The organism is Streptomyces shenzhenensis (genome assembly GCF_021462265.1).
GTDB lineage: Bacteria > Actinomycetota > Actinomycetes > Streptomycetales > Streptomycetaceae > Streptomyces > Streptomyces shenzhenensis.
On sequence record NZ_JAJONF010000006.1, the window covers coordinates 283517 to 298689 of the forward strand.

A 15173-nucleotide genomic window follows, 5' to 3' on the forward strand; every position below is an offset into this window, starting at 1 on the left:
CGTCTTGGGGGGCGTGCAGCGTCAAGGCTCCATCGGCGGCAGCGCCGCGATCCGCGTCCGTGTGGCAGGGGGTGTCCTCCTTGCCGCACACCTCGCGCTCGTCGCCTGGCTGATGCTGCGGCCGCTGGACGTGCCCTGGGTGATGCCCGCCAACCTGCACCCGCTCGCCGGTATCCGCGCCGACCTGGCGCTGGGCTGGCGGGAGGCGGCCCACCGGATCGGGGAGGGGCTCGCGCTGCTCGCCCCGCTCGGGGTGCTGCTGCCGATGACCCACGGCAGACTCCGGGTCTCCCCGCTCGCCTCCCTGATCAGCTCGGCCACCGCGGGCGCCCTGATCTCGCTGGGGATAGCCCTGTTGCAGACCGGGGTGCCGGGCCGGGTGGTGGACGTCGACTCGATACTCCTCAACACGGCCGGCGTCGTCATCGCGCATCTGGCGGTGGTGCCCGCGGGCCGCTCCCGGCTCCGCCGGCGAGGTGAGCTGCGGCGGCCCGCCGCCCTCCCCCAGGAGGAAGCGGCTCAGGGTCGTACCCCGACGATTCCCAGGGTCGGGATCGCCCCGTAGAGCGACGCTTCGCCCTGGTTCGTCTTCGTACTGTGGACATCGGATGAGGGGCCGCAGGGGCCGCCTCGGAACAGACGCTCACGAAGGAGCCGCAGATGTCCAGCCTCGCCCGCCCCACCCATGGCCGCATGATCGGCGGAGTGTGCGCCGCGCTGGCCCGGCGCTTCGGCACCTCCGCGACGACGATGCGGGTGATCTTCCTGCTGTCCTGCCTGCTGCCGGGCCCGCAGTTCCTGCTCTACATAGCGCTGTGGATCCTGCTCCCCTCGGAGGAGAAGGCCTCCACCGCCTGGTGACCGGGTGGCACGGCAACGCCGTTGGGGCGCTCCGGAGGTTTCCGGGGCGCCCCAACGGCGTTGCCGGTCGGCTGGGGGAGAGGTCAGCCGAGCGGAACTCCGATGAGCGGCAGGCCGTGCGTGGGCAGGCCCCGCAACGGCAGTCCGCCGAGGAGACCGCCGCCGGGCTTGGTGGGGCCGCCGGCCAGGCCGTGCCGGACGGCGGGCCGGACGGCGGTCAGTCCGGCGCCGAGGGCGGTCTGCCCCTGGTGGACGGCCTCACCGGCCCCCGGCACGGCCGTGGAGACCTGCTCGGCCGGCAGCGTCCTGGTGACGGTGTCCAGGGCCTGCGAGGCGTCCGGGACGGCCGGGGCCGCGTCGGCCGCGCCCGCGCCGACGGCCGCGAAGGCGGCACCGAGAGCGGCGACACCGAGGGTCTTGGCAGCAGACTGCTTCATCGTAAATGCGTCCTTGGAATGCGGTGACGGGGATCGGAAACACGCTGAGCGGTCCACGACCGTAAACATGCCGGGCCGTCCGCCGCAAACTCCGAAATGCGGACGGCTGGTGAGAGTCCGGCCGCGTTCCGTTCCCCGCGCGGTGCCTGATCAGCCCTCCGCGTCGCCAGAACCGCTGGTGGAGACGGCCTTCGGGAACAGCCATTCGGATTTCAGTTCCGCATAACCCGGCTTCACGACGTCATTGATCATGGCGAGTCGTTCATCGAAAGGAATGAACGCTGATTTCATCGCATTGACGGAGAACCACTGCAGGTCGTCGAGCGTGTAACCGAACGCCTCGACGAGATGCTCGAATTCCCGGCTCATGCTGGTCCCGGACATCAGCCGGTTGTCGGTGTTCACGGTGGCCCGGAAGTACAGCCGGCGCAGCAGCCCGATCGGGTGCTCGGCATAGGAGTCGGCGGCCCCGGTCTGGAGGTTGGAACTGGGGCACAGCTCCAACGGGATCCGCTTGTCGCGGACGTACGACGCGAGCCGGCCGAGCTTGATCGTGCCGTCCTCGTGGACCTGGATGTCGTCGATGATCCGCACGCCGTGCCCGAGCCGGTCGGCGCCGCACCACTGCAACGCCTGCCAGATGGACGGCAGCCCGAAGGCCTCGCCGGCGTGGATGGTGAAGTGGTTGTTCTCGCGCTTGAGGTACTCGAAGGCGTCGAGGTGCCGGGTGGGCGGGTAGCCCGCCTCGGCGCCGGCGATGTCGAAGCCGACGACGCCCAGGTCCCGGTAGCGGTTGGCGAGCTCGGCGATCTCCAGGGAGCGGGCCGCGTGCCGCATGGCGGTGAGCAGGGCGCCGACCCGGATCCGCCGGCCGTTCTGCCGGGCGAGCGCCTCGCCCTGCCGGAAGCCCTCGTTGACGGCCTCGACGACCTCTTCGAGGGTCAGCCCTCGCTCCAGGTGCTGCTCGGGGGCGTAGCGCACCTCGGCGTAGACGACGCCGTCCTCGGCGAGGTCCTCGGCGCACTCGCGGGCGACCCGGACGAGGGCGTCCCGGGTCTGCATGACACCGACGGTGTGCGAGAAGGTCTCCAGATACCGCTCCAGCGAACCGGAGTCGGCGGCCTCGCGGAACCAGATCCCGAGTTTGTCCGGGTCGGTCTCGGGAAGGCCGGTGTACCCGGTCTCCCGGGCCAGGTCGGCGACGGTGCCCGGACGCAGGCCGCCGTCGAGGTGGTCGTGCAGCAGAACCTTCGGCGCCCGGCGGATCTGGTCCGGCGTCGGGGTGTTCGCGGTGCTCTGGCTCGTCATCTCCGCACTCTAACTCCTACGCGCGTAGATCGCTCGGTACCCGGAGATTCACGTGCCTGTCGATACGCAACGGTGACCGCACGGACGGGTCGCGTACACCACGTCTTCTGACACTGTTCTGTCATGGCACAGCAAGCGACGCCGGTCCGAACGGCCAGCCTGGGCAGGGCAGTCGGCCCGGAGCCGACGACGGTGAGCGGGGCGGTCCTGCTCCTTCCCGGCGGGGAGGAGATCTCCGCGCGCAAGCCGTCCCTCGTATGGGCGACGGCCTTCGTCCGCGCGCTCGGCCGCCGGCTCGCCCGTGACGGCCGGGACGAGGGGCTGGCCGCGCACGTCGTCCACTACCGCTATCGCGGCTGGAACGGCAGCGAGGCACATCTCGCGGGGGACGCGACCTGGGCGGCGGACGAGGTGGTACGGCGGTACGGCGACGTGCCGGTGTGTCTGCTCGGCGTGGGGATGGGCGGCCGGGCCGCGCTGCACGCGGGCGGCCACGAGGCCGTCAACTCCGTTGTCTCCATCGCCCCCTGGCTGCCGGAGGCGAACGCGGCGGCGCCCGAGGAACCCGTTCGGCAGCTGGCGGGGCGGCGGGTGCTGATCGTGCACGGCACGAACGACGAACGGACCGATCCGGAGCTGTCGTTCCGGCTGGCGGCGCGCGCGAAGAAGGCGAACCGGGAGGTGTGCCGGTTCGAGGTGCACTCGGACGGACACGGGCTGCACCAGCACCGGGACGAGGTCCTCGCGCTCGTGTCGGACTTCGTGCTGGGGGCGCTGTACGGGCGGGCGGTGTCGCGGCCCGTGGAGGACGCGCTGGCCGCGCCGCCGCCGATCGGGTTGCGGATGCCGCTTGCCGCGGGCTTCGGGCGGTCGCTTCGCAGGCGCTGACCTCCGGTTACGGGGTGGGTCGTGGGTGGTTCTGCGCGGTTCCGCGCCCCTGGAGGAGCGCGCTGTCGCTAGGCGGGAAGCAGGTTGCCCCTTCTCGACAGCAGGAACTTCTTGAAGGCCGCCACCGGCGGGGTGTCCGGATGGCCGTCCAGCCATGCCACGCCGATCTCGCGCGCCGCCCTCGGGGCCGTGACCGTCAGTTCCGCGACTCCCGGGCGGGGGAACACCGCCGGGGGCAGGAGCGCCACCCCCAGCCCCGCCGCCACCAGCCCCCGCAGCGTCTCCGCCTCCTCCCCCTCGAAGGCGACGCGCGGCCGGAAGCCGGCCTCCTTGCACAGGTCGTCGGTGATGCGGCGCAGGCCGTAGCCCGGCTCCAGGGTCACGAACGTCTCGTCGGCGGCCTCCGCCAGGCGGACGCGCTTGCGGGTGGCCAGCGGGTGGTCCACGGGCACCACCAGGCGCAGCTTCTGTTCGTCGAGGCGGCGGCCGACCAGGTCGGGGGCGTCCGGTACCGGGGAGGTCAGGCACAGGTCCAGCTCGCCCGCGCGCAGCTTCTCGAGCATCGCCTCGCCGTAGTTCTGGACGAGGCTGAAGCGGATGCGGGGGTGGTCGACCCGGAAGGCCTGGAGGAGGCCGGGGACGGTTTCCGCGCCCATGGTGTGCAGGAAGCCGAAGGCGACCTTGCCCGTCGTGGGGTCGGCGTCGGCGCGGACCTCGTCGGCGGCGCGCCGGACCTCGGCCAGGGCGCGCTCGACCGAGGTGAGGAAGGTGCGGCCGGCGGGGGTGAGGGAGACGGTCCGGCCGTGCCGGGTGAAGAGGTCGACGCCCAGGTCCTGTTCCAGGCGGGCCATCGCGCGCGAGAGGGTGGACTGGGGGACGTCGAGCTCCTGGGCGGCCCTGGTGACGTGCTCCGTGCGGGCCACGCCGGCGAAGTACGCGAGGCGGGGCGCCAGCAACATCGTCATGTCTTCTGTGTCACCGTACGGTGACAGGCGCCCCGCTGGCCTTTGCTGATGCTCCATGGGATCGATTATGGCGATTCCGTGCATTGGACGGATGAGGGCGGGGTCCGTACGTTCGAAGCATGTCTCCCGCCAGTACCGGGGCGTCCACCGTCGTGGGCGCCGTCTCGTCCGTCCCCGCCGCCGACTCGCGCCTGGCCCCCGGCGGTCCCGGCTACCGCCGGATGAGCTTCGCGCTCTTCCTCGCCGGTGTCGCGACCTTCGCCCTCCTCTACTCCACGCAGGCCCTGCTCCCGCTGGTCTCGGACGGCTACGGCGTGTCCGCGAGCGACGCGAGCTGGACGGTGGCGGCGGCGACCGGCGGCCTGGCGCTGTTCGTCATCCCGATGAGCGCCCTCTCCGAGCGCTTCGGGCGGCGTACGGTCATGACGGCGTCGCTGGCGGTCGCGGTGACCGTCGGGCTGCTGGTCCCCTTCGCGCCCTCCCTGGGCGTGCTGATCGTGCTGCGTGGCGTCCAGGGCGCGGCGCTGGCCGGTGTGCCGGCGTCGGCGCAGGCCTATCTGGCGGAGGAGGTCCGCCCGAGGGCGCTGGTCACGGCCATCGGCCTGTTCGTCGCGGGGAACAGCGTCGGCGGGATGAGCGGCCGGGTCATCACCGGCTGGGTCGCGCAGGAGTGGGGCTGGCGGGTGGCCCTGGGCACCATCGGCGTGGTCGCGGTCGGCTGCGCCGTCGCCTTCCGGCTGCTGCTTCCCGCGCCGCGGCACTTCAAGGCGGGCTCGCTGCACCCGCGCCGGCTGCTCGGCACGGTCGGCGACCACCTGGCCGACCCGCTGCTGCGCCGCCTGTACGCGATCGGCGCGCTCTTCATGACCGTCTTCGGCGGCGTCTACACGGTGATCGGCTACCGCCTGACCCAGGAGCCCTTCTCGCTCCCCCAGGGCGTCATCGGCTCGATCTTCCTCATCTACCTGGTCGGCACGGTGTCGGCGTCGACGGCGGGCCGTCTGGTCGGCCGCCTGGGCCGCCGCGGAGCCCTCTACCTGGCCGGCGGCACCACGGCCGCGGGCCTCCTCCTCTCCCTGGCCGACTCGCTCCCCCTGGTCCTGCTGGGCCTGGTCCTGATCACCGCGGGCTTCTTCGCGGGCCACGCGGTGGCCTCCTCGGCGGTCAGCAAGACGGCGAGCCACGGCCGCGCCCAGGCCTCGGCCCTCTACCAGTCCGCGTACTACATCGGTTCCAGCGCGGGCAGCACGGTCGGCGCACTGGCCTTCCACGCGAGCGGCTGGGCCGGCACGGTCGGGGTAGGACTGCTGGCGATCCTGGGCGTCGTGACCATCACGGCCCTGGGCTCGGTGGCAGCCCGCCGCCAGGTCCTGGCCAACGCCCACTGATCAGCGCCCCGTCAGGGGCGCTGGGGGCACCCCCGGCCGAAGGCTGGGGGAAGAACTGCGCGACCAGCCACCACGCACCCGCACCCGCCACCCGACCGCGCACCACTCCTCGGCTCGGTGGCAGCCCGCCGCCAGGCCCTGGCCAACGCCCACTGATCAGCGCCCCGTCAGGGGCGCGAGGAACTGCGCGACCAGCCACAACGCACCCGCACCCGCCACCCGACCGCGCGCCCCACCCCCTTGGGCGCCCCACTCCTCACCTGCATGTTTCCCCACTCCAGGGGCCGTTGTCAGTCCCCTGCGATAGCTTCCGAAGTGCTGGGGCGCAACGACGCGCGGACAGGAACGGCCACAGGGGCGGGTGGACGGCACGATGAGTGACAGCACGGCGACGGCGGAGCTGGACGTCGCACTGGAGAAGTACCGGACCGAGCTCACGGGGTACTGCTACCGCATGCTCGGCTCGTCGTTCGAGGCCGAGGACGCGGTGCAGGACACGCTGGTGCGGGCCTGGCGGAGCTACGAGAAGTTCGAGGGCCGCTCCAGTCTGCGGTCGTGGCTGTACCGGATCGCGACGAACGTGTGCCTGGACATGCTCAGCGCGGGCAGCAAACGGGCCCGGCCCATGGACCTCACCGAGTCGACCCCGCTCGCCCGGGCGGCGCTCTCCCCCCGGCCCGACAACACCTGGCTGGAGCCGGTGCCCGACGCGCGCGTGCTGCCGGCCGTGGACGACCCGGCGGAGGCGGCCGTGGCCAAGGAGTCCATCCGGCTGGCCTTCATGGCCGCCCTCCAGCAACTGCCGCCGAAGCAGCGGGCGGTGCTGATCCTGCGCGAGGTGCTGGCGTGGCGGGCCAGCGAGGTGGCCGAGCTGCTCGGCACCACCGTGGCGTCGGTCAACAGCGCGTTGCAACGGGCCCGGGCCACGCTGGCCGAGCAGCGGCAGTCGGGCGCCGCCGCCGAGGTCTCCGACCCGCTGGACGAGGAGCAGCGGAAGCTCCTGGAGCGCTATGTCGCCGCCTTCGAGGGCTATGACATGGCGGCGCTGACGGCGCTGCTCCACGAGGACGCCATCATGACGATGCCGCCGTTCGACCTGTGGCTCACCGGTCACGACGACATCACCGGCTTCATGACCACCCTCGGCTCCGCCTGCGAGGGCTCACGGCTGTTCCCGGTCCAGGTCAACGGCCTGCCCGGGTTCGCCCAGTACAAGCCCGACCCGGACACCGGAGGGTGGAGCCCCTGGTCCGTCCAGGTCCTGGAGATCTCGGACGGCGGGCTGACCGGGTTCCACTTCTTCCTCGACACCAAGCGCTGGTTCCCGCTCTTCGGTCTCCCCCTCCACCTGGAGGCCGAGACCGACGAAGCGGAGGAGGGAGCGTAGGGCCGGGTCGGGGTGGCGCAGCCGTGTCCGCCCGCCGGCCCGCCGGGCCGCCAGCTCCAGCCGCGCCAGCAGGTCGACGGCCGCCAGGCCCGGCGGCCCGAGACCGGCCACATCGCAGACGACGATCCCGGCCCCGGTGACCCCGAGCAGTTCGCGCACGTCGTCGCAGAGCCCCGGCACCTCGTCCCTGGCGACGGGGCCGGACAGCACGAGTACGGCGGGGGTCACGGCATCCACGTACCGGTAGACCGGCCACGGCCCGACAACTCATCGGCGGGGCGGCGGGCTCCGCCGGGTCGCGCAGATCACCAGGTCACAGCGTTGACCCGCGACTGACCGGACCCGAGGGTTAGGTGCATGTCGCACAGATCACCTCGCGGATCAGCGCCGCCCCGGACACCCCGCGGTCTCCTCCCCCGCAAGGGGGTTCCGTGCAGGGGGTGCTGAGCGGCTTCGCGGTCATCGCGATCGTCATCGCCGTCGGCTACGGCCTCGGCCGCGGCGGCCACCTGGGGGCGGGCGGCCGCGAGGTCCTCACCAGGCTCGCCTTCCACGTCGCCTCCCCCGCCCTCCTGTTCACCCTGCTCGCCAAGGCCGACCTGGCGGTGATCTTCTCCAGCCGCCTGCTGGTGACGGCCCTGAGTACGGCAGCGGCGGCGGGCACGTTCGTGGCGGTGGGTGTCGTACGGCACTGGGGCGTGGGCCGTACGACGATCGGCGCGCTGTGCTCCAGCTACGTCAACTCGGGCAACCTGGGCATCCCGATCGCCGTGTACGTCCTGGGCGACGCGTCCCTGGTGGCACCGGTGCTGCTCTTCCAGGTCGTCGTCCTCACCCCGATCGCCCTGACGATCCTCGACCTGTCGGGCATGGGAGAGAAGGGCCCCTGGTGGCGCCGGCTGCTGACTCCGCTCCGCAACCCGATAGCCGTCGGCTCTCTCACGGGAGTGACGGTCTCGGGTCTCGGGATCCATGTCCCCGGCCCGGTGATGGACCCGCTCACTCTGATCGGCAACATGTCCGTACCGGCCGTGCTGCTCGCCTTCGGCATCTCCCTGCGGGGCAGCAGACTCCCCGGCCGGGGCCGCGACCGCCACGCGGTGTTCCTGTCCGTCGCCCTGAAGTCGGTGGGCCAGCCCCTGGTCGCCTGGACCCTGGCGTCGGCCGTCTTCGGCCTGCGCGGGGCACCTCTGCTCGACGTGACGGTGACGTCGGCGCTACCGGCCGCGCAGAACCTGTACACGTACGCCAGCACCTACCGGGTGGGCGAGGAACTGGCCCGGGACTCGATCCTGCTGTCGACGGTGCTGGCGGTACCGGTGCTGGTCGTGGTGGCGGCGCTGCTGGGGTGACGGGCCGGTCAGCCGACGGGGAACTCGCCGGTGTTGATCGTGAGGCCGAACGGCTCCGGCAGCGTGATGGGGGCGCCGAACCCTGCTGTGCGCAGGATCCGATAGACGCCGTCCGTCGGCTCACCGTAGAGCGTGACCGTCGGTCCACCCCGTGCCAAGCCGTCGATCAACAGGTAGAGCGGGACGCCCGCCTCTGCACAGCCTGCGACCTTGTGGGTCCGATCGTTGACCGCAGTGGCTTTCGAGGTGATCTCCACGACGAGTTCGGCTCTGCCCGCCGGAACGAACCAGGCATCGCGAGTGCCTCCTCCGGCACCGCAGCGAGATCCGGCACGTACAGACTCAGTCGGGGCGGCACGGTCATGCCCAGCCTCTGGTAAATGCCCCAGTCCCCCGGGATCACCTCGTAGAGGCGACGCTGCACCCGTTCGGCAGTGTAATGGTGCGCGTTGGCGGACAGGGGAGATACCGTCACGAGCCCTTCGACGATCTCCACCCTGCAGCCCTTGGGGACATCCGTCTGCTGCCAGATCCAGGCCAGTTCGTCCCACTCGTTGTCAGCCATGATGTAGTCGGCGTCGATCACACACATGGGTCCATCGAACACGCCGAACGGGACCGGCGCAGGTCCACCGGTCCCGTTCACCCGATCGAGAAATCCCCTGGTCAGTCGATACGTTCCAGCACGACCGGCGACGCCGTGAACTCCGTACCCGCCGCCGCGATGTCGTACGCCCCCGCCACCGCCTGGAGCGCGTACTCGAAACGCTCCGGGGTGTCCGTGTGCAGGGTGAGCAGGGGCTGGCCCGCCGTCACCGGGTCGCCGGGCTTGGCGTGCAGTTCGACGCCCGCGCCCGCCTGCACCGGGTCCTCCTTGCGGGCACGGCCCGCGCCCAGGCGCCAGGCGGCGACGCCGATGCCGTAGGCGTCGAGGCGGGTCAGCACGCCGGACTCCGGCGCCTTGATCACGTGCTGTTCCCGCGCGACCGGGAGCGCCGCGTCCGGGTCGCCGCCCTGGGCCGCGATCATCCGGCGCCAGACGTCCATCGCCGAGCCGTCGGCCAGCGCCTTCGCCGGGTCAGCGTCCTTCACACCGGCCGCGTCGAGCATCTCGCGGGCCAGCGCGAGGGTCAGTTCGACGACGTCGGCGGGGCCGCCGCCGGCGAGGACCTCCAACGACTCGCGGACCTCCAGCGCGTTGCCCGCCGTCAGGCCCAGCGGCGTCGACATGTCCGTCAGCAGCGCGACCGTCTTCACCCCGTGGTCGGTGCCGAGGCCCACCATGGTCGAGGCGAGCTCGCGGGCGTCGGCCAGGGTCTTCATGAAGGCACCGGTCCCGACCTTCACGTCCAGGACCAGTGAACCCGTGCCCTCGGCGATCTTCTTCGACATGATGGAGGAGGCGATCAGCGGGATCGCCTCGACCGTGCCGGTGACGTCGCGGAGCGCGTAGAGCTTCTTGTCGGCGGGGGCCAGGCCGTCGCCCGCCGCGCAGATCACCGCGCCGGTGCCGTCCAGCACCGCCAGCATCTCCTCGTTGGAGAGCAGGGCGCGCCAGCCGGGGATCGACTCCAGCTTGTCCAGGGTGCCGCCGGTGTGGCCGAGGCCGCGGCCCGAGAGCTGCGGGACGGCCGCGCCGCAGGCGGCCACCAGGGGTGCCAGCGGCAGCGTGATCTTGTCGCCCACGCCGCCCGTGGAGTGCTTGTCGGCGGTCGGGCGGGACAGCGAGGAGAAGTCCATGCGCTCGCCGGAGGCGATCATCGCGGCGGTCCAGCGGGCGATCTCCCGGCGGTTCATGCCGTTCAGCAGGATGGCCATCGCGAGCGACGACATCTGCTCGTCGGCGACCTCGCCACGCGTGTACGCGTCGATGACCCAGTCGATCTGCTCGTCGCTGAGTTCACCGCGGTCCCGCTTGGTGCGGATGACGGAGACGGCGTCCATGGTGGCCATGGCGTTCCCTTCGAAGAGGTGCGAAACGTACGGCCCCTCCGGGCGCCGGGCGGGGAGGGGCCGTACGGGAGTCACTTGGTGAGATGGGCGGGGCCGAAGGCCTGGGGCAGCATCTCGGAGAGGGGCAGGACGCCCTGAGGGGTGTCCAGGAGGAGGTCCGGGCCGCCGAACTCGTAGAGCAGCTGGCGGCAGCGGCCGCACGGGACGAGGAGGCCGCCCGTGCCGTCCACGCAGGTGAAGTGCGTGAGGCGGCCGCCGCCCGTGCGCTGGAGCTCGGAGACCAGTCCGCACTCGGCGCACAGGCCGAGGCCGTACGACGCGTTCTCCACGTTGCAGCCGGAGACCGTACGGCCGTCGGCCACCAGGGCGGCCGCCCCGACCGGGTAGCCGGAGTACGGCGCGTAGGCGTGGGACATGGCCTGCCGCGCCTCGGCGCGCAGGGTCTCCCAGTCGAAGCCGGGGGCCGCGCCGGTCACTTGCCCTGTCCCTTCCGGTACGGCAGGCCGTCCGCCTTCGGCATCCGCAGGGACTGCGCGGACAGCGAGAGCACCAGCAGGGTGACGATGTACGGGGTCGCGGTCACCAGCTGACGCGGGACCTCGTTGGTGGCGGCGTACCAGACGAACATCAGGACCGAGATGACGATCGTGATGACGGCCGGGACGTACTTCCTGCGCCAGGCCAGGTAGGCCGCGCCGAACACCAGCAGGATCGCGATCAGCAGGATCAGCGCGTGGACGTTCACCGTGCCGCCGCGCAGGTTGAGGCTGTCGGTGTAGCCGAACAGGCCCGCGCCGAGGGCGAGGCCGCCCGGCATCCAGTTGCCGAAGATCATCGCGGCGAGGCCGATGTAACCGCGGCCGGCGGTCTGGCCGTCCAGGTAGACGTTCGAGGCGACGATCGAGAGGAACGCGCCGCCGAGGCCCGCGAAGCCACCGCTGATGATCACCGCGATGTACTTGTACTTGTAGACGTTGACGCCGAGGGACTCGGCCGCCACCGGGTTCTCGCCGCAGGACCGCAGGCGCAGGCCGAAGGCGGTGCGCCAGAGCACCCACCACGTGATCGGTACGAGGGCCACCGCGATCACCGTCAGCGGGGACAGGTCGGTCAGCAGACCGCCGACCAGGCCCGCGATGTCCGAGACCAGGAACCAGTGCTTCCCGTTGAGCGTGTCCAGCCAGTCCGACAGGCCGGGGACGCTGAAGGTGCCCAGCGAGTCGATCGGCGGGGACTGCTTGGAGGAGCCGCCCTCGGCGTTCTCGAAGGTGAACTTCGAGAGGTAGCGGGTGGCGCCCAGGGCGAGGATGTTCAGGGCCACACCGGAGACGATGTGGTTGACGTTGAAGGTGACGGTGGCGACGGCGTGCAGCAGGGCACCGAGGGCGCCGCCGAGGATGCCGAAGACCACGCCGGTCCAGGGGCCCCACTGGTAGCCGGCCCAGGCGCCGAACCAGGTGCCCAGGATCATCATGCCTTCGAGGCCGATGTTGACGACGCCCGCGCGCTCGGCCCACAGACCCCCGAGACCGGCGAGGCCGATCGGGACGGCGAGGCGCAGCGCGGTGGACATCTGGCCGGTCGAGGTGATGCCCTCGGCGCCGGTGATGAGGCGCACGGCCGAGGTGAGGACCAGTACGCCGGCGATGACCAGCAGGAGTACCGGGAGCGACATTCGGCGGCCGCCCTTGCCGGGCTGCTTCGCCTGCGGCTTGGCGATGGTCGCGGTGGACATCAGGCCGCCACCTCCTTCTTGGTGTTCTGGGCGGCGGCCGCGGCGAGCTCCGCGCCGACCTGGCGCTGCTGGCGGCGCAGACCCCACTGCCGTACGGCTTCGTAGGAGATGACGACGGAGAAGACGATCAGGCCCTGCATGATCGTGGCGATCTCCTTCTCGTACGCCACCGGGGTCGCGTAGTCGAGGGCGGGCGAGGCCTTGTCGAGGAAGGCCCACAGCAGGGCGGCGAAGGCGATGCCGCCGGGGTTGTTGCGGCCGAGCAGGGCGATGCCGATGGCGGTGAAGCCCAGGCCGGCCGGGAAGTCGAGGCTGTAGGTGTGGGAGTCGCCGAGCAGCAGCGGGAGGCCCGCGAGGCCGGAGACGGCGCCGGAGATCAGCATGGAGACCAGGACCATGCGCTTGGCGTCGACGCCGGAGGCGGCCGCGGCGGACTCGGAGGCGCCGGTGGCGCGCAGGTCGAAGCCGAAGCGGGTGCGGTTGAGGACGATCCAGTAGCCGATGCCGAGGGCTATGGCGACGAAGACCATGCCGTAGATCTCGCCGACGTCGGAGCCCAGGTTGATGCCGGGGAACCAGCCGGACTTCTTCATCACGCCGGTCGTCATGTTGTTGCCGACCTGGACGCCCCACACGTCGGAGAGGGTGACGTAGCCGATGACGCTGGTGGCGATGGCGTTCAGCATGATCGTGGAGACGACCTCGCTGACCCCTCGGGTGACCTTGAGGACGCCCGCGATGCCGGCCCAGAAGGCGCCGGTGAGCATGGCGACCAGGAGCAGCATCGGGATCTGCAGGAAGGCGGGCAGGCCGACGTTGGCGCCGACCACGGCCGTCATCACGGCGGCGAGGCGGTACTGGCCGTCGACGCCGATGTTGAACAGGTTCATGCGGAAGCCGAGGGCGACCGCGATGGCCGCGATGTAGTACATCGCCGCCTGGTTGATGATCAGGACCTGGATGTCCGAGTACGGCAGCTGCTGGAGCATCAGCGCGTACGGCTCGAACGGGTTGCGGTTCGAGGCGAGCAGCACGATCGAGGTCAGGGCGATCGCCAGGACGAGCGCGATGACCGGGCCGGCCAGCGCGAGGAGCAGTCGCTCCTTGTCGAACTTCTTCATCGGGCCTCGTCCTCCGGACCGGCGGCGCCTTCGTTTCCTTCTGGGGCGGTGTCTACGTGTTCCAGGTGGCCGGACGCGGCACCCGTCATGGCGGAGCCCAGCTCCTCCGGGGTGATGGTGGCCGGGTCGGCGTCCGCGACCAGCCTTCCGTCGAAGATCACCCGCAGGGTGTCCGACAGGCCGATCAGCTCGTCCAGGTCGGCGGAGATCAGCAGCACGGCCAGGCCCTCGCGGCGGGCCTCCCGGATGCGGTCCCAGATCTGCGCCTGGGCGCCGACGTCCACACCGCGGGTGGGGTGGGCGGCGATCAGGAACTTCGGGTTGTGGCTCATCTCGCGGCCGACGATCAGCTTCTGCTGGTTGCCGCCGGAGAGGGAGGCGGCGGTGACGTCGATGCCGGGGGTGCGGACGTCGAACTCCTCGACGATCCGGCGGGTGTCGGCCTGGGCGCCCTTGATGTCCAGCCAGAAGCCCTTCGCATTGGGCTTCTCGGTGACGTGGCCGAGGATGCGGTTCTCCCAGAGCGGGGACTCCAGGAGCAGGCCCTGGCGGTGGCGGTCCTCGGGGATGTAGCCGACGCCGGACTCGCGCCGCTTGCGGGTCTGCCAGCCGGTGATGTCCTCGCCGAGGAACTCGATCGCGCCGGAGTCGGCGTGCCGGGTGCCGATGAGCGCGTCGATCAGCTCGGTCTGGCCGTTGCCCTCGACGCCGGCGATGCCCATGACCTCACCGGCGTGGATGGTGAAGGAGACGTCGTCGAGGACGCGCTTGGCGGCGCCGGGGGCGGTGGCCTCGTCGAGGACGTCGCCGCGCGCGGTGGCGCCGGCCGAGCCGGCCGTCGCGGTCTCGGGCTGTGCGCCGAGCTCGCCGAGGGAGGCGCCGGCCGCGTACACGGTGAGGTTCTTCACCGTGACGACGGCCTGGTCGGTGACGGTGGACTCGGCGGTCTCCGGGGTGGGCAGCTCGCTGCCGACCATCAGCTCGGCGAGCTGACGGGGGGTGGTCTCGGACGGGATCACCGTGCCGACCGTCGTGCCGCGGCGGATGACGGTGATGTCGTCGGCGACGGACAGCACCTCGCCGAGCTTGTGGGAGATGAAGATGACCGAGAGGCCCTCGGACTTCAGCTCGCGCAGGTTGTCGAAGAGCGCGTCGACCTCCTGCGGGACGAGGACGGCGGTGGGCTCGTCGAGGATCAGGGTCTTGGCGCCGCGGAAGAGGACCTTGAGGATCTCCACGCGCTGCCGGTCGGCGACGCCGAGGTCCTCGACCAGGGCGTCCGGGCGGATGCCGAGCCCGTACCGGTCGGAGATCTCCTTGATCTTCTTCCGGGCGTTGCCGCCGATGCCGTACAGCTTCTCGCTGCCGAGCACGACGTTCTCCAGCACCGTCAGGTTGTCGGCCAGCATGAAGTGCTGGTGGACCATGCCGATGCCGCGCGCGATGGCGTCGGCCGGGGACGAGAAGGAGACCTGCTCGCCGTCGACCGCGATGGTGCCCTCGTCCGGCTTCTGCATGCCGTAGAGGATCTTCATCAGGGTCGACTTGCCGGCCCCGTTCTCGCCGACCAGGGCATGCACGGTGCCCCTGCGGACGGACAGGTGGATGTCGTGGTTGGCCACCACACCCGGGAATCGCTTGGTGATCCCTGCCAGCTCGACCGCGGCTGTCGTCTCTGCGGTGAGCGGAGGGCTGCTGGACGCGTCGATGGCGCACTCTCCTCGGGAAAGGGGTCGCTCTACGCGCGTAGCGCCCCTGCTTTAAATAGTGCCCGGACC

15 protein-coding genes and 1 pseudogene are annotated in these 15173 nt (G+C 71.4%); 6 read left to right on the forward strand and 10 right to left on the reverse strand.

Annotated elements, in window-relative coordinates; translation table 11 throughout:
* Window positions 1–13 precede the first annotated feature (13 nt).
* Both LQ326_RS11575 and LQ326_RS11580 read left to right on the forward strand, forming a co-directional pair.
* The gene (locus LQ326_RS11575) at window positions 14–565 is read left to right on the forward strand and encodes a VanZ family protein (protein WP_234535349.1); all 552 of its coding nucleotides are present in this window, start codon (window positions 14–16) and stop codon (window positions 563–565) included.
* Between the two features lie 95 nt (window positions 566–660).
* Window positions 661–861 carry a PspC domain-containing protein gene (locus tag LQ326_RS11580; protein WP_181805292.1) on the forward strand — a complete coding sequence of 67 codons (201 nt, stop codon included), beginning with the start codon at window positions 661–663 and terminating at the stop codon, window positions 859–861.
* Between the two features lie 83 nt (window positions 862–944).
* Here LQ326_RS11580 and LQ326_RS11585 read toward each other — a convergent pair whose 3' ends face one another.
* Together LQ326_RS11585 and LQ326_RS11590 are read right to left on the reverse strand one after the other, a co-directional pair.
* Complete coding sequence (locus tag LQ326_RS11585; protein ID WP_234535352.1) at window positions 945–1298, reverse strand: ATP-binding protein; 354 nt, start codon at window positions 1296–1298, stop codon at window positions 945–947.
* A gap of 150 nt (window positions 1299–1448) precedes the next feature.
* Window positions 1449–2606, reverse strand: coding sequence for an adenosine deaminase (locus LQ326_RS11590; RefSeq protein ID WP_234535354.1), 1158 nt, complete (start codon window positions 2604–2606; stop codon window positions 1449–1451).
* 123 nt (window positions 2607–2729) lie between these two features.
* Between LQ326_RS11590 and LQ326_RS11595 the strand changes: the two genes are divergently transcribed.
* The gene (locus LQ326_RS11595; RefSeq protein ID WP_234535356.1) at window positions 2730–3494 is read left to right on the forward strand and encodes an alpha/beta hydrolase family protein; all 765 of its coding nucleotides are present in this window, start codon (window positions 2730–2732) and stop codon (window positions 3492–3494) included.
* Between the two features lie 68 nt (window positions 3495–3562).
* On the opposite strand, the gene LQ326_RS11600 is transcribed toward LQ326_RS11595, so the two are convergent.
* Window positions 3563–4516 carry a LysR family transcriptional regulator gene (locus tag LQ326_RS11600; protein WP_234535357.1) on the reverse strand — a complete coding sequence of 318 codons (954 nt, stop codon included), beginning with the start codon at window positions 4514–4516 and terminating at the stop codon, window positions 3563–3565.
* Between the two features lie 62 nt (window positions 4517–4578).
* Between LQ326_RS11600 and LQ326_RS11605 the strand changes: the two genes are divergently transcribed.
* Together LQ326_RS11605 and LQ326_RS11610 are read left to right on the forward strand one after the other, a co-directional pair.
* On the forward strand, window positions 4579–5847 hold the full coding sequence (locus LQ326_RS11605; protein WP_234535360.1) for an MFS transporter: 1269 nt from the start codon (window positions 4579–4581) through the stop codon (window positions 5845–5847).
* 373 nt (window positions 5848–6220) lie between these two features.
* Window positions 6221–7234 carry a sigma-70 family RNA polymerase sigma factor gene (locus tag LQ326_RS11610; protein ID WP_234535362.1) on the forward strand — a complete coding sequence of 338 codons (1014 nt, stop codon included), beginning with the start codon at window positions 6221–6223 and terminating at the stop codon, window positions 7232–7234.
* A 27-nt stretch (window positions 7235–7261) separates the two neighbouring features.
* Here the strand turns inward: LQ326_RS11610 and LQ326_RS11615 are convergent.
* Window positions 7262–7471: pseudogene (locus tag LQ326_RS11615) on the reverse strand (STAS domain-containing protein); the annotation flags it as partial.
* A 194-nt stretch (window positions 7472–7665) separates the two neighbouring features.
* Between LQ326_RS11615 and LQ326_RS11620 the strand changes: the two are divergent.
* Window positions 7666–8586 carry an AEC family transporter gene (locus LQ326_RS11620; RefSeq protein ID WP_234535364.1) on the forward strand — a complete coding sequence of 307 codons (921 nt, stop codon included), beginning with the start codon at window positions 7666–7668 and terminating at the stop codon, window positions 8584–8586.
* A gap of 8 nt (window positions 8587–8594) precedes the next feature.
* Here LQ326_RS11620 and LQ326_RS48270 read toward each other — a convergent pair whose 3' ends face one another.
* The 6 genes from LQ326_RS48270 to LQ326_RS11650 all read right to left on the reverse strand — a co-directional run bounded on the left by LQ326_RS48270 (window position 8595) and on the right by LQ326_RS11650 (window position 15104).
* Complete coding sequence (locus LQ326_RS48270) at window positions 8595–8843, reverse strand: Uma2 family endonuclease (RefSeq protein WP_308401900.1); 249 nt, start codon at window positions 8841–8843, stop codon at window positions 8595–8597.
* Window positions 8844–9252: 409 nt separating this feature from the next.
* A complete protein-coding gene (locus LQ326_RS11630) occupies window positions 9253–10530 on the reverse strand; it encodes a thymidine phosphorylase (RefSeq protein ID WP_234535491.1) in 1278 nt (425 codons plus the stop codon).
* Between the two features lie 80 nt (window positions 10531–10610).
* Window positions 10611–11015 (reverse strand): cytidine deaminase, encoded by a 405-nt coding sequence (locus tag LQ326_RS11635; protein WP_308401901.1) that lies wholly within the window; start codon window positions 11013–11015, stop codon window positions 10611–10613.
* The gene (locus LQ326_RS11640) at window positions 11012–12274 is read right to left on the reverse strand and encodes an ABC transporter permease (RefSeq protein ID WP_181804377.1); all 1263 of its coding nucleotides are present in this window, start codon (window positions 12272–12274) and stop codon (window positions 11012–11014) included. Before LQ326_RS11640 ends, LQ326_RS11635 begins: the two co-directional genes overlap by 4 nt.
* Window positions 12274–13395: an ABC transporter permease gene (locus LQ326_RS11645; protein ID WP_234535366.1), complete on the reverse strand. Its 1122-nt coding sequence runs from the start codon at window positions 13393–13395 to the stop codon at window positions 12274–12276. Before LQ326_RS11645 ends, LQ326_RS11640 begins: the two co-directional genes overlap by 1 nt.
* Window positions 13392–15104 (reverse strand): ABC transporter ATP-binding protein, encoded by a 1713-nt coding sequence (locus LQ326_RS11650; RefSeq protein ID WP_234535494.1) that lies wholly within the window; start codon window positions 15102–15104, stop codon window positions 13392–13394. Before LQ326_RS11650 ends, LQ326_RS11645 begins: the two co-directional genes overlap by 4 nt.
* Between the last annotated feature and the right edge of the window lie 69 nt (window positions 15105–15173).